This is a genomic window from Pseudolysinimonas yzui (assembly GCF_014653215.1).
Taxonomy (GTDB): domain Bacteria; phylum Actinomycetota; class Actinomycetes; order Actinomycetales; family Microbacteriaceae; genus Pseudolysinimonas_A; species Pseudolysinimonas_A yzui.
Genome location: NZ_BNAI01000001.1, coordinates 696,462 through 710,152, shown reverse-complemented (window position 1 = coordinate 710,152; position 13,691 = coordinate 696,462). Strand labels below are relative to the sequence as shown.

Below are 13,691 nucleotides of genomic sequence, written 5' to 3'. Positions count from 1 at the left end.
TCTCAGCCTTCTGGATCGGGATCGACGGTCACGCCCGGCGGGCGTCCCGCGGTGCGCTCATAGTCGAGGGCGTTCTGCAGGATGATAACAGCGGCGACTTGGTCGATCACGGGACGCGACCCCTTGGTGCGTCGCCCGGCGGCGTGCAGGGCGCGCTGCGCGGAGACGGTCGACAGGCGTTCGTCGACGAGACGCACAGGCACGTCGACCCAGTGCGCGACCGCCGCGGCGAACTCGCGGGCGTCGGTCGTGGATGCCGTGTCGACTCCGCTCAGCGACAGCGGCAGACCGATCACGATCTCCGTCACGTCGTGCTCCTCGACGAGGATGCGGAACGCACGCTTGTCGGCATCCTCGCGGGCGAGGGTGGCCACCGGGGTCGCCACCAGCCCGTCGCGGTCGCACAGCGCGATCCCGACCCGGGCTTTCCCGACGTCGACACCCAGCCGCACTCCGGTGCGCACGCGCGCCTAACCCCGCAGCGCGTCGGTGATTCCGGTGAGCGCCGCGCCGATCGCCGTCACGTCGCTGCCGCCGCCCTGCGCGAGGTCGTCCTTGCCGCCTCCGCCGCCGCCCAGCGTCGCCGCCGCCTGCTTGGCGAGCGCTCCCGCCTTGGCGCCGGCATCCCGAGCCGCCGGGTTGGTCGCGACGATCACCGCGGGCTTGTCGCCCACCCGTGCGGCGAGGGCGACGACCGACGCGTCGGAGCCGAGCCGCTCCCGCACGCTCGTCGCGAGCGACCGGAGCTCGTCGGCCGACGCGACCTCGCCGAGGTCTTCGACGACCGCGAGGTAGGCGCCGACCCGGGTCGCGTTCTCGACGAGCGCCGGAACCCGACCGGAGAGCTTCTGCGCCTCGAAGGCGGCGATCTTCTTCTCGGCCGCCTTGAGCTGCTCCACGAGCGAGGTGATGCGCTCGGGGAGCTGCTCGCGCGGGGTCTTCAGCGAGCTGGTGAGTTGCGCGACGATGGCCCGCTCCGCCGTGAGGTCGCGGAACGCGTCGAGTCCGACGAGCGCCTCGACGCGGCGGTTGGTCGAGCCGACGCTCGACTCGCTCACCAGGTTGACGATGCCCACCTCGGCGGATGAGCGCACGTGGATGCCGGCGCAGAGTTCGCGCGACCACGGGCCGCCGATGTCGACCATCCGCACCGTGTCGCCGTACTTCTCGCCGAACAGCGCCATCGCGCCCGCCGCCTTCGCCTCGTCGAGGGAGAGGATGCGGGTGGTCACCTCGAGGTTGTCGCGCACCGCGTTGTTGGCGATCTCTTCGATCTCGCTCCGGGTGTCGGGCGACAGCGCCTGGTTCCACGAGAAGTCGAGGCGCATGTAGCCGGCCTTGTTGTACGAGCCCGACTGGTGCGCTTCGCTGCCGAGGGTCTGGCGGAGTGCCGCGTGCACCAGGTGGGTCGCCGAGTGCGCCTGCGAGGCCGCGTGCCGGTAGACGGGGTCGACGACCGATGTGGCGGCCGCATCCACTGCGACCTCGCCCGACGTCACCCGCACGGTGTGGCTGATGAGCCCCTTCACGGGCCGCTGCACGTCGATGACCTCGAGGTCGAAGCCGTTGCCGACGATGCGCCCCTGGTCGGCGGCCTGGCCGCCCGACTCGGCGTAGAGCGACGACTCGGCGAGGATGACCTCGGCCACCTGCCCGGCGGTCGCCTTCGTCACGGGCTGGCCGTCGACGAGGATGCCGAGCACCTTCGTCTCGGTCTCGAGCGTGTCGTATCCGGTGAACACGGTCTCGCCGAGCGAACGCAGGTCGGAGTAGATCGCCAGATCGGCGATCGCCCCCTTCTTGGCCTTGGCGTCGGTCTTCGCACGCGTGCGCTGCTCGAGCATGAGCTTGTCGAAGGCGTCGCGGTCGACGGTGAGGCCCGCCTCCTCGGCGATCTCGAGCGTGAGGTCGATCGGGAATCCGAACGTGTCGTGCAGCAGGAAGGTGGTGTCACCCGGCAGCGTGCCGGCACCGATCTTCTTCGCCTCCGCGACCGCGGTGTCGAGGATCGTGGTGCCGCTCGCGAGGGTCGACAGGAAGGTCTCCTCCTCGCCGAGCGCCAGGCGCGACGTGCGCTCCCAGTTCTCTTCGACATCCGGGTAGGCGTCGCGCATCGCGACCCGCGACGCGTCGAACAGCTCCGCGAACGACGGCGCGTCGACACCGAGCAGCCGCATCGAGCGGATGGCGCGGCGCAGCAGGCGGCGCAGGATGTAGCCGCGGCCCTCGTTGCCGGGCGTCACGCCGTCGGTCATCAGCATGAGACCCGAGCGCACGTGGTCGGCGATCACCCGGAAGCGCACATCGTCGCCGTGGTCGGCGCCGTACTTCTTGCCCGACAGCGCGACCGCGGCATCCAGAACCGGACGCACCTGGTCGATCTCGTACATGTTGTCGACGCCCTGCTTGATGAAGGCGACGCGCTCCATGCCCATGCCGGTGTCGATGTTCTTCTTCGGCAGTTCGCCGACGATGTCGAAGTCGACCTTGCTGCGCACGTTCTGGATCGCGTACTGCATGAAGACGAGGTTCCAGATCTCGACGTAGCGGTCGTCGTCGGTCGCCGGACCGCCGTCGGCGCCGTAGGCCGGGCCGCGGTCGAAGAAGATCTCGGAGCACGGGCCCGCCGGGCCGGGCTGGCCGGTCGACCAGTAGTTCGAGTCCTTGCCGAGGTTCTGGATGCGGTCATCCGACAGGCCGGCGACCTTCTTCCAGAGCGCCCGCGCCTCGTCGTCTTCCTCGTAGACGGTGACCCAGAGGTCCTTCTCGTCGAAGCCGAGGCCGCCCTGCCCCTCGGGCGTCGTCAGCAGCTCCCAGGCGTACCCGATCGCGCCTTCCTTGAAGTAGTCGCCGAACGAGAAGTTGCCGTTCATCTGGAAGAACGTGCCGTGCCGCGGGGTCTTGCCGACCTCTTCGATGTCGTTCGTGCGGATGCACTTCTGCACACTGGTGGCGCGCGGATAGGGCGCCGGCACGACCCCGGTGAGGTACGGGATGAACGGCACCATACCGGCGACTGTGAACAGCAGGCTCGGGTCGTCGCTGACGAGCGAGGCGGAGGGAACGACGGTGTGCCCGCGCTCACCGAAGAAGGTGAGCCAGCGGCGGTGGATGTCGGCGGTCTGCACGAGGTTTCCTGAGTCGAGGTCGGGCACGGCGGACCGCCGACCGGCGGTCACCGGCCGGGGGCGGTCGGTGTTACTTGGCGGCGGCCCGGGCTCGGGCGGAAAGGTCGGAGACGACTCCGGTGGCCTCGGCCACCGTCTGCTTCAGCTCGGCCTCACGGCTCTTGTAGCCCTGCACGACCGCGTCGCTGAAGTCTTTGGCCTTCTTGTCGACCTCGGCGAAGAACTTCTGGCCTTCGGGAGTCTTGGAGACCTGGTGCGCGATCGCGAAGCCGGCGGCGACGCCGACGGTGAGAAGCAGCAGACCCTTCATGGAATCCTCCTGGAGATACGACGACGGGGAAGTCCCAGCTTAGAGCTGCGACTTCCCCGTTGCCTGTGGGAATGGTGGTTAGCGGGCCGCGTAGTACTCGACGACGAGCTGAACCTCGGCGGTGACCGGAACCTCGGCGCGCTTCGGGCGACGCACGAGCGTGGCCTGCAGCTTGTCGAGCTGCACGTCGAGGTAGGCCGGGGTCTTGGGCAGCACGTCGACGTGACCGCCGGCGGCGGCGACCTGGAACGGCTCAGTCGACTCCGAGCGCTCCTTGACGTGGATGGTCTGACCCGGCTTCACGCGGAACGACGGGCGGTCGACGAGCTGGCCGTCGACGAGGATGTGGCGGTGCACGACCATCTGGCGCGCCTGTGCGGTGGTGCGGGCGAAGGCGGCACGCAGAACGAGGGCGTCGAGACGCATCTCGAGCAGCTCGACCAGGTTCTCACCGGTCAGGCCCTGGGTGCGGCGGGCTTCGTTGAAGACGATGCGCAGCTGCTTCTCGCGGATGCCGTACTGCTCGCGCAGACGCTGCTTCTCGCGCAGACGCACCGCGTAGTCGCTGTCGGTCTTGCGCTTGGTGCGGCCGTGCTCACCCGGAGCGTATGGACGCTTCTCGAGGTACTTGGCGGCCTTGGGCGTCAGCGGGATGCCGAGCGCTCGGGAGAGACGCACCTTGCGGCGGTCCTGGGACTTCGTAACCAATGTGAATCCTTCGAACACGTGGACGCGGCTGTCGCGACTCACGGACGTACAGCCCGCTCCCCCGGAACCGATGACGCACGTCGCGACGCCCTCGAGGGGAATGAAGAGTGGGATGTGTCGGTCATCGAGACCAACCGCGAAAGACTACCAGAAGCCGCGTCGTTCCGACCTGTTCGCCGGTGCTCGCCTGGTCAGCACCGCTTCGCGGTCGGTTCGGCGTGTCGGTCGAATCTTCCGGCGTGTCAACCGACTCGGTGCTGAGCGGTCGAAGACCGTCAGCCCTCGGCGGGGGTTCGACCGCCGGGCACCGGGCGGCCGCTCAGGATCGCGCGGATCTTCTCCAACCGGGCGGCGACATCCCGCTCGTACCCGAAGCCGCTCGGGTCGTAATAGGTGGTGCCGACGAGTTCGTCGGGCAGGTACTGCTGCGGGGCGACCCCGAACTCGGCGTCGTGGGCGTACTGATAGCCCTTCCCGTGGCCGAGCCGTTGCGCTCCCGGGTAGTGCGCGTCGCGCAGGTGGTTCGGCACCCGCCCGATGCGGCCCGCGCGCACGTCGGCGATCGCGGCATCCAGCGCCTTGTACGACGCGTTCGACTTCGGGGCCGTCGCCAGGTAGACGACCGCTTCGGCGAGCAGGATGCGGCCCTCCGGCATCCCGATCAGCGCGACGCCCTCGGCGGCGGCGACCGCGATCGGCAGGGCCTGCGGGTCGGCCATGCCGATGTCTTCCGCCGCGAGGATCATCACCCGGCGCGCGATGAACCGCGGATCCTCGCCCGCTTCGATCATGCGGGCCAGGTAGTGCAGCGCGGCGTCGACGTCGGAGCCGCGGACCGACTTGATGAACGCCGAGATGACGTCGTAGTGCTCGTCGCCCTGGCGGTCGTAGCGCAGCAGGGCGCGGTCGACCGTCGCCGCGACGAGTTCCGCCGAGATCGACGGGATGCTGCCCTCCTCCGCGTCGGAGAGCACCGCGGTCGCGGCCGCCTCGAGCGCGGTGAGCGCGCGTCGGGCGTCGCCGGACGCGAGCCGCACGATCGCGGCGCGGGCGTCATCCTCGAGGGTGACGCTGCCGGCCAGACCGCGCGCGTCGCCGACCGCCCGGTCGATCAGCAGGGCGAGGTCGTCGTCACCGAGCGGCTCGAGGGTGAGCAGCAGCGATCGCGAGAGCAGCGGAGCGATCACCGAGAACGACGGGTTCTCGGTCGTCGCGGCGACGAGGATCACCCAGCCGTTCTCGACCCCGGGCAGCAGGGCGTCTTGCTGGGCCTTCGAGAAGCGGTGGATCTCGTCGAGGAAGAGCACCGTCGAGACGCCGTACAGGTCGCGGTCGGCCCGGGCCTTCTCCATCACCTCGCGCACGTCTTTGACCCCGGCGGAGACGGCGGAGAGCTCGGTGAACCGGCGGCCCGACGAATGCGCGATCGCCTGCGCGAGCGTCGTCTTGCCGGTGCCGGGCGGGCCCCAGAGGATGAGCGACACCGCGCCCGACTCCCCCGTCGTATCGTTCGCGAGATTGACCAGCGGCGAGCCCGGTTTGAGCAGATGCGACTGTCCGGTCACCTCGTCGAGTGAGCGCGGCCGCATCCGAACGGCGAGCGGGGCGGCACCCGCGCGGAGTCCGGGCTGAGTCACTCGGTCAGCGTAGCCGTGACGTCCGGCACCCGCGCCGAACCGCAGGGATGCCCACGCTAGAGTTCTCCACGGCAACGAAAGGGTTCGTGAGGCGTGGCATCTGTCAACAAGCAGCAGCGGGAGGCCGCGGCGCGGCTGAAGCGGTACGAGGCGCGTCAGCAGTTGAACGCCACCCAGAACAAGCGTCGGGTGCGCGACAACATCGTCGCCGTCATCGGCGTCCTCGTCGTGGCAACCCTCGCGGGCTTCGCGCAGTTCTTCTACTTCGACTCCGGGCCCGGTGCACCGACTCCCGCCCCGAGCGAGACGCCCGTCGCCGGCGAGAACGTCGGAGCGCCCGAAGCCGACCTCTCCGAGTACCGCGTCTGGACCGGCGACTTCACCTTCAACGACAGCACCGTCGTCGGCATCCAGCTCGACGGCACGCTGGCGCCGCAAGCGGTGGCCGGTTTCGTGCAGGATCTCGGCACCGGGTACTACCCCGGCAAGACCTGTCACCGTCTCGCGAGCGACCTGTCGTTCCTGCAGTGCGGATCGATCGACGGCGCCGGCAGCCCCGACCCGGCGTTCTCGTACGGCCCGGTCGAGAACGTCCCGGCCGACGACCTCTACCCCGCCGGCTCGATCGCGATGGCGCGCGGCAGCGACACCTACAGCAACGGCCACCAGTTCTTCATCGTGCTGAGCGACACCACGCTCGACGGGTCGACGGGTGGCTACACGATCGTCGGAACCGTGACCTCGGGGCTCGACGCCCTGGCGGCCCTGGTCGCCGGCGGACTCGACCCGGCGACGATCGGCCAGGACGGAACCGGCGCTCCGTTGCAGCCGGTGACCATCACCGGCTTCAACATCCAGTAGGGCGCCCGTCGCCGTCGGAGGCCTCCGGGTAGTGCAATAGGCTGACTCGGGTCCGAGAGAGGCACTCGGATGCTCTGGACAGCTAAGGAAGCACAGTGGCGAACGAACAGGCACCGTGGGGTCGCGTTGGCGACGACGGCACGGTGTACGTCCGTGAAGCGGATGGCGAACGTGCCGTCGGCTCCTACCCCGACGCGACGCCCGAAGAGGCGCTCGCCTACTTCGAGCGCAAGTTCACCGAGCTGCAGGGCCAGGTGTCGCTGCTGGAGCAGCGCGTGCGTGGTGGTGCGCCCGCCGCCGACGTGGCCAAGGCGATCACCTCGCTGACCGAAGCCGTCGCGACCGCGAACGCCGTCGGCGACCTCGCGTCGCTCACCGAGCGCCTCGGCAAGCTCACCGGCAGCGTCGGCGAGCTCACCGAGAAGCAGTCCGCCGAGGCCCGCGCCGCCGTGGATGCCGCCATCGCCGAGCGCGAAGCCCTCGTCGCGGAGGTGGAGGCGCTCGCGGCCCAGGACCCGGCGAAGGCGCAGTGGAAGCAGGTGTCGACGAACCTCGACGAGCTGTTCGCCCGCTGGCAGGCCGCCCAGAAGGACGGACCGCGGCTGCCGAAGGCGGTCGGCGACGAGTTCTGGAAGAGGTTCCGCGCCGCTCGCACGACGATCGAGACGCACCGCAAGGCGTTCTTCGCCGAGCTGGACAGCACGCACAAGGAAGCCCGCACCCGCAAGCAGGAGCTGGCGGAGCGTGCCGAAGCCCTCGTCGGCAAGGGCACGGCGGCGATTCCCGACTACCGTCGGCTGCTCGACGAGTGGAAGCTCGCGGGTCGGGCCGGCAAGAAGGTCGACGACGCGCTCTGGGCGCGCTTCAAGGCCGCCGGCGACGCCCTCTACGCCGCGAAGGCGGAGGTCGACGCCCGCGAGAACGAAGAGTTCGCCGGCAACCTCGAGCAGAAGCTGGCGCTGCTCGACGAGGCCGAGAAGCTGCTGACCGAGACCGACCGCGAGGTCGCCAAGAAGACCCTGCTCGGCATCCAGCGGCGCTACGACGCGATCGGCAAGGTGCCCCGCGACTCGCTGCGCACCGTCGAAGACCGCATGCGCAAGGTCGAGGCGGCCGTCAAGAAGCTCGACGACGACCACTGGAACAAGACCGATCCCGAGAAGGTCGCCCGGTCGACGGGCCTCGCGGCTCAGCTGACCGGTGCGATCGAGAAGCTCGAGCGCGAGCTCGAGGCGGCGAAGGCCAACGGCGATGCCCGCAAGATCAAGGATGCCGAAGAGGCCCTCGCGGCGCGGCGGGTCTGGCTCGACGCCCTCGGCTGACCCGACGGCGGAGTTCTCCACAGGCTCGCCTGTCCACCGGATGACACCGGATCGCACGTTCGCGGTGCCACGGCTGCGAGCCTGTCGGCATGCGCCTCTCCCCCGTGCTCGTCGATGCCGACCTGAGTCCCGTCGAACTGCAGGCTGCGCGGCTGGACGGTGAGGTCTACGACCTCGCCGGGGCCTATTGTCTCGTCGGCGAACTCGAGGAGCCGCGACATCGGGCCCGCGCCGTGCTCGGTGCCCGCTCGCCGCGGCTGATCGCCGAACTCGGCACGGCGGCCTGGATCTGGGGTGCTGCCGAGCAACCCGACCGGCTGGAGTTCGCGGTCACGCCCGACGCCCGCGCCCGGCTCTCGCCCGTGCACCAGATCGCCGTGCGCGAGATCGTCTACGACGCCGACGATCTGACGTCGCTCGACGGCTGTCGCGTCACCACCCCGCTGCGCACGATCCTCGACCTCGCCCGGTGTGTCGACCGGTTCGACCTGACGACCGTGACGCGTCTGGCCGCTGTCGGTCGCCTCGACCTCGCCGACTGCCTCGCGTCGCTCGAGAGGCGAGCCGGCATCCCGCTGAAGGTGCGCGCCCGCGCCAACCTGCGTCGCGTGCTTACGCCGTAGACACCCGGTATACGTCGTACACCGCATCGATGCGGCGCACGGCGTTGAGCAGGCGATCGAGATGCACGGTGTCGCCCATCTCGAAGACGTACCGACTGATCGCCAGGCGGTCGCTCGAGGTCGACACGTTCGCCGAGAGGATGTTGACGTGGTGCTCCGACAGCACGCGGGTGATGTCGGAGAGCAGGCCGGAGCGGTCGAGCGCCTCCACCTGGATCTGCACGAGGAACACGCTCGACGAGGTCGGCGCCCACTCGACGTCGATCATCCGCTCGGGGTCTTCCCTCAGGGCCGTCACGTTGAGGCAGTCGTCGCGGTGCACCGACACCCCCGACCCGCGGGTCACGAAGCCGACGATCGAGTCGCCCGGCACCGGGGTGCAGCACTTGGCGAGCTTCACGAGGATGTCGGGGGCGCCGCGCACGAGCACGCCCGAGTCGCTCGGCCGCAACTGGCGGGCGCGGCCCTTGGGGGTGAACGGGATCTCGGCCTCGTCGGCTTCGGCCTCCGACTGCACCGAGGCGACGACCTTCTCGAGCACCGACTGCGTGGAGACGTGGCCTTCGCCGACAGCCGCGTAGAGCGCCTCGACGCCCTCGTAGCGCATCGCCGCCGCGACCTCGGCGAGCACGTCGGAACTCATCAGCTTCTGCAGCGGGAGGTTCTGTTTGCGCATCGCGCGGGCAATCGAATCCTTGCCCTGCTCGATGGCCTCTTCGCGGCGCTCCTTCGTGAACCACCCGCGAATCTTGTTGCGGGCCCGCGGGCTCTTGACGAAGTTGAGCCAGTCCTGGCTGGGGCTGGCATCCGGGTTCTTCGAGGTGAACACCTCGACGACGTCGCCGCTGGTGAGCTCGCTCTCGAGCGGTACCAGTCGCCCGTTGACCTTCGACCCCATCGTGCGGTGACCCACCTCGGTGTGCACGGCGTAGGCGAAGTCGACCGGGGTGGCTCCCGCCGGCAGGCCGATGACCTTGCCCTGCGGGGTGAAGACGTAGACCTCTTTCGCCCCGATCTCGAAGCGCAGGTTGTCGAGGAACTCGCTCGCGTCTTCGGTCTCGGCCTGCCAGTCGCTGATGTGCGCGAGCCAGGCCATCTCGGTGTCGTTCGGCCCGCGATCGGATTCGCCGCGACCGGAGTTGACGCGCTCCTTGTACTTCCAGTGGGCGGCGACACCGAACTCGGCGCGCTGATGCATCTCGTGGGTGCGGATCTGGATCTCGACCGGGCGGCCCTTCGGCCCGATCACCGTCGTGTGCAGCGACTGGTAGAGGTTGAACTTCGGCGTCGCGATGTAGTCCTTGAACCGGCCCGGGATCGGGTTCCAGCGGGCGTGGATCGCGCCGAGCACCGCGTAGCAGTCCCGGATGTTGTTGACCAGCACGCGGATGCCGACGAGATCGTAGATCTCGGTGAACTCCCGCCCGCGCAGCACCATCTTCTGGTAGATCGAGTAGTACTGCTTCGGGCGGCCGACGACCTGACCCTTGATCTTGCCCGACTTGAGGTCTTCGTTGACCGCATCGATGACGTTCTGCACGAACTCTTCGCGCTGCGGCGTGCGATCCCGCACGAGGCTCTCGATCTCGACGTAGAGCTTCGGGTGCAGCACCGCGAACGACAGGTCTTCCAGTTCCCACTTGATGGTCTGGATGCCGAGGCGATGCGCCAGCGGCGCGTAGATCTCGAGCGTCTCCTGCGCTTTGCGCCTCGCCGCCTCCTCGGGCACGAATCCCCAGGTGCGCGCGTTGTGCAGGCGGTCAGCCAGCTTGATGACGAGCACGCGGATGTCTTTGCTCATCGCGACGACCATCTTGCGCACCGTCTCGGCCTGTGCGCTGTCGCCGTACTTCAGCTTGTCGAGCTTGGTCACGCCGTCGACGAGCATCGCGATCTCATCGCCGAAGTCGGCGCGCACCAGGTCGAGCGTGTAGTCGGTGTCTTCGACGGTGTCGTGCAGCAGGGCCGCCGCGATCGTCTTCGCACCGATCCCGAGATCGGCGAGAATCTGCGCCACCGCGACCGGATGGGTGATGTACGGCTCGCCGCTCTTGCGCTTCTGCCCGGAGTGCGCCTTCTCGGCGGCGGTGTACGCCCGCTCGATGAGGGCGACGTCGGCCTTCGGGTGGTGGGTGCGCACCGTCTTGAGCAGCCGGTCGACCGCCCCCGTCGGCTGCGCGCGCGAGAAGATTCTGGGCAGCAGAGTTCTCAGTGTTGCCGTATTCGGCGCCTGAGTCTCCGTCATGCGCTGAGTCTAGTTTCGCTACCCAGGTACCGCTGACGCGTGGATGCCTAAGCGGTGACGGTGGACTTCTCGCGGAGCTCGAGCACGCGCTTGTCGCGCTTCGCGATCGCGGGCTCGTTCTCCCGGAACCAGACGTACAACGGCGAGGCGACGAACGGCGTCGAGTAGGTGCCGATGATCGTTCCGACGAGCAGCGCCAGCGAGATGTCGCGGAGCGTGTCGGCCCCGAGCACGAACGACCCGATGAAGAGGATCGCGGCAACCGGAAGCGCGGCCACGACACCGGTGTTGATCGATCGCACGAGCGTCTGGTTGACCGCGAGGTTGACCGTCTCGCCGAAGGTGCGCGTCGAGTCGTCGGACATCTCCGACGTGTTCTCGCGGATCTTGTCGAACACCACGACGGTGTCGTAGAGCGAGAACCCGAGGATCGTCAGGAACCCGACGACGGCGGCCGGGGTGATCTCGAAGCCGGATGCGGCGTAGACGCCGACCGTGATGACGAGGTCGTGGAACAGCGAGACGATCGCGGCGAGCGACATCTTCCAGGTGCGGAAGTAGATCGCCATCATGATCATCGCCAGAACGAGGAACACGCCGAGACCGATGAGGGCCTGTCGCGTGATGTCGGCACCCCACGTGGGCCCGACGAACGACGACGTCACCTCGGTCGTCTCGTAGGAGTCCTCCAGGGCGCGCGCGACGTCCTGCGTCTCGGCATTCGTCAGCTGGTCGGTCTGCACCCGCACACCGTCGTCTCCGACGGTGCTGACCCGCACGACGGCGTCCGGCGCGACGGAATGCACGGCCTCTTCGGCGAGCGACGCATCGGGCTGGTTCGCCCCGTCGGGAATGGCGGCGTTCGACACCTGGAACTGAGAACCGCCCCGGAACTCGATGCCGAAGTTGAAGCCGGCCGCGAAGTCACCGCCGCCGCGTACGAACGGCACGGCGAGGGCGATCAGCATCAGCACGGCCGCGATCGACAGCCAGATGACCCGGAGCCGGATGAACGGAACCGACCGGGCGCCGGTATAGAGGTCGTTGCCGAAGCGCGTGAGTCCGCTGGCCATTACTTCTTCCCCTTGGACTCGGTGGACTGCGACGACGTCGAGGCCATCTCGGCGGCTTTGCGCTCAGCGATCGTCTGGCGCTTGCCTGCCTCGCGGCTCGCGCCGGCCTTGCGGGCCTCCGTCGACGGCCGGAACTCGGCCCGACCGCGGTACACCGCGCCGAGCGCCTGGGGATCCAAGCCGCTCAGGGGGTGCCCCGACGAGAAGAACCGGCGGGTGGCCAGCACCTGCAGCATCGGGTGGGTGAAGAGCACGACGACGAGCACGTCGATGATGACCGTGATGCCCAGGGTGAAGGCGAACCCCTTCACGTTGCCGACCGCGACGATGTAGAGCACGATCGCCGACAGCAGGGTCACGCCCTTCGCGGCGTAGATCGTGCGCAGGGCGCGCTTCCAGCCGGCCTCGACCGCGCTGGTCAGCCCCTTGCCGTCGCGCAACTCGTCGCGGATGCGTTCGAAGTACACGATGAACGAGTCGACGGTGAACCCGATCGCGACGATGAGACCCGCGACGCCCGCGAGCGACAGCCGGTAGTCCAGTCGGCCCCACGACAGGATCGTGACGGTCAGGTACGTGATCAACGCGGCGACGACGAGCGAGGCGATCGTGACCGAGGCGAGGGCCCGGTACTGGAAGAACGAGTAGATGACGACCAGCAGCAGGCCGATGCCACCGGCGACGAGGCCGCTCGCGAGCTGGCTCTCACCGAGCGTGGCCGAGATCGACTCCTGGCTCTGCGCCTCGAAGCTCACGGGCAGCGCCCCGAACTTGAGCTGGCTGGCGAGCGACGTCGCGTCTTCCTGGGTGAAGTTTCCGGTGATCTCGGGCTTGCCGTTGGTGATCGCGGCCTGGGTCGCCGGAGCGATCAGCACCTTGCCGTCGAGCACGGCCGCGAACTGGTCCCGGGGTGAGGCAAGACTGACCAACCGCGTGGTGATCTCGGAGAACGCCGCGGTACCGGTTTCGTCGAACGTCGGGTAGATGGCCCATCGTCCGGTGTTGGCGCCGTTGGAGCCCAGCACCTGGCCCGCGCGCGCATCGCTGATGTTGGAGCCATCGACTTCGACCGGACCGAGGATGTACTTGATCGAGAGGTCGGTCTCGCAGGTGATCAGCGGCTCGTCGGCGGGCGCGACGTTGGTGGTGGCCGAGGCCAGGCTGGCGCAGTCGAAGGCGTCGTACTCCGCCTGAAGCTCCGGGGTCACCCAGGCGAGGTCGCTGCCGTCGGTCGGGGTGACGCTAGGGGTCGCGGCGGGATCAGGGGTCGCCGACTCGGTGGGGTCGGGAGTGCCGTCGCCGTCGGCATCCGTTCCGTCGCCCGCCGTCGTGGCCGACGGCGCGCCGGCGACGAGCACGGCGCGGAACTCGAGCTTCGCCGAGGCCTGGAGGCGGTCGAGGGTCGCCTGGTCGGGCTCCCCCGGGATGGCGACGACGATGTTCGTGCCGAGCGTCGAGATCTCGGCTTCGGAGACACCGGTGGCGTCGACACGCTGGCGGATGATCGTCACCGCCTGCTCGAGCTGCTCCGTCGTGACGTCGGCAGCCCCCTCGGCGATGAGCGGCTCCAGGATGATCTGCGTGCCGCCCTGCAGGTCGAGCGCGAGCTTGGGGGCCGGATCCCAGCCGCCCCAGATCACTCCGCCGCCGACGATGCCGCCGAGTACGGCAATGATCGCGCCGAGCCAGGCGAGCGAACGCGCCGCCTTGCGTGCCGGGCTCGATGACTTCGTGGCCACGCGCCTCTTCTTTCTACGATTCAGAACACGCCGTGCTGTGAAGGA

General features: G+C 68.9%; 11 protein-coding genes. 3 read left to right on the top strand and 8 right to left on the bottom strand.

The genetic code is table 11. From position 1 onward, the window contains the following. Positions 1-2: 2 nt before the first annotated feature. From ruvX to IE173_RS03550, 5 genes are all read right to left on the bottom strand, one after another. A complete protein-coding gene (ruvX, locus tag IE173_RS03570) occupies positions 3-464 on the bottom strand; it encodes a Holliday junction resolvase RuvX (protein ID WP_191281962.1) in 462 nt (153 codons plus the stop codon). 6 nt (positions 465-470) lie between these two features. After that, positions 471-3,128 carry an alanine--tRNA ligase gene (gene alaS / locus IE173_RS03565; protein ID WP_191282470.1) on the bottom strand — a complete coding sequence of 886 codons (2,658 nt, stop codon included), beginning with the start codon at positions 3,126-3,128 and terminating at the stop codon, positions 471-473. Between the two features lie 70 nt (positions 3,129-3,198). After that, positions 3,199-3,438 (bottom strand): hypothetical protein, encoded by a 240-nt coding sequence (locus IE173_RS03560; protein ID WP_191281961.1) that lies wholly within the window; start codon positions 3,436-3,438, stop codon positions 3,199-3,201. 78 nt (positions 3,439-3,516) lie between these two features. Further along, the gene (gene rpsD, locus IE173_RS03555) at positions 3,517-4,146 is read right to left on the bottom strand and encodes a 30S ribosomal protein S4 (RefSeq protein ID WP_191281960.1); all 630 of its coding nucleotides are present in this window, start codon (positions 4,144-4,146) and stop codon (positions 3,517-3,519) included. A 275-nt stretch (positions 4,147-4,421) separates the two neighbouring features. Beyond that, positions 4,422-5,735, bottom strand: coding sequence for a replication-associated recombination protein A (locus tag IE173_RS03550; protein ID WP_191282469.1), 1,314 nt, complete (start codon positions 5,733-5,735; stop codon positions 4,422-4,424). Positions 5,736-5,876: 141 nt separating this feature from the next. Here IE173_RS03550 and IE173_RS03545 point away from each other — a divergent pair, with 141 nt between their 5' ends. The 3 genes from IE173_RS03545 (at position 5,877) to IE173_RS03535 (ending at position 8,589) form a co-directional block, all read left to right on the top strand. Then, a complete protein-coding gene (locus IE173_RS03545; protein ID WP_191281959.1) occupies positions 5,877-6,644 on the top strand; it encodes a peptidylprolyl isomerase in 768 nt (255 codons plus the stop codon). Between the two features lie 95 nt (positions 6,645-6,739). Beyond that, the gene (locus IE173_RS03540; RefSeq protein WP_229841856.1) at positions 6,740-7,966 is read left to right on the top strand and encodes a DUF349 domain-containing protein; all 1,227 of its coding nucleotides are present in this window, start codon (positions 6,740-6,742) and stop codon (positions 7,964-7,966) included. Between the two features lie 89 nt (positions 7,967-8,055). Continuing rightward, on the top strand, positions 8,056-8,589 hold the full coding sequence (locus IE173_RS03535) for a type IV toxin-antitoxin system AbiEi family antitoxin (protein WP_191281958.1): 534 nt from the start codon (positions 8,056-8,058) through the stop codon (positions 8,587-8,589). Here the strand turns inward: IE173_RS03535 and IE173_RS03530 are convergent. From IE173_RS03530 to secD, 3 genes are read right to left on the bottom strand one after another with little or no spacing between them, the layout of a single operon-like run. Continuing rightward, on the bottom strand, positions 8,579-10,834 hold the full coding sequence (locus IE173_RS03530; protein WP_191281957.1) for a RelA/SpoT family protein: 2,256 nt from the start codon (positions 10,832-10,834) through the stop codon (positions 8,579-8,581). The two genes, IE173_RS03535 and IE173_RS03530, sit on opposite strands and share 11 nt — an antisense overlap. A 47-nt stretch (positions 10,835-10,881) precedes the next feature. Next, entirely contained in the window at positions 10,882-11,907 is a 1,026-nt protein-coding gene (gene secF / locus IE173_RS03525; RefSeq protein ID WP_191281956.1) for a protein translocase subunit SecF, read from the bottom strand. Beyond that, positions 11,907-13,646, bottom strand: a complete 1,740-nt coding sequence (secD, locus tag IE173_RS03520; protein ID WP_191281955.1) for a protein translocase subunit SecD — start codon at positions 13,644-13,646, stop codon at positions 11,907-11,909. The genes secF and secD overlap by 1 nt, the downstream gene beginning before the upstream one ends. Between the last annotated feature and the right edge of the window lie 45 nt (positions 13,647-13,691).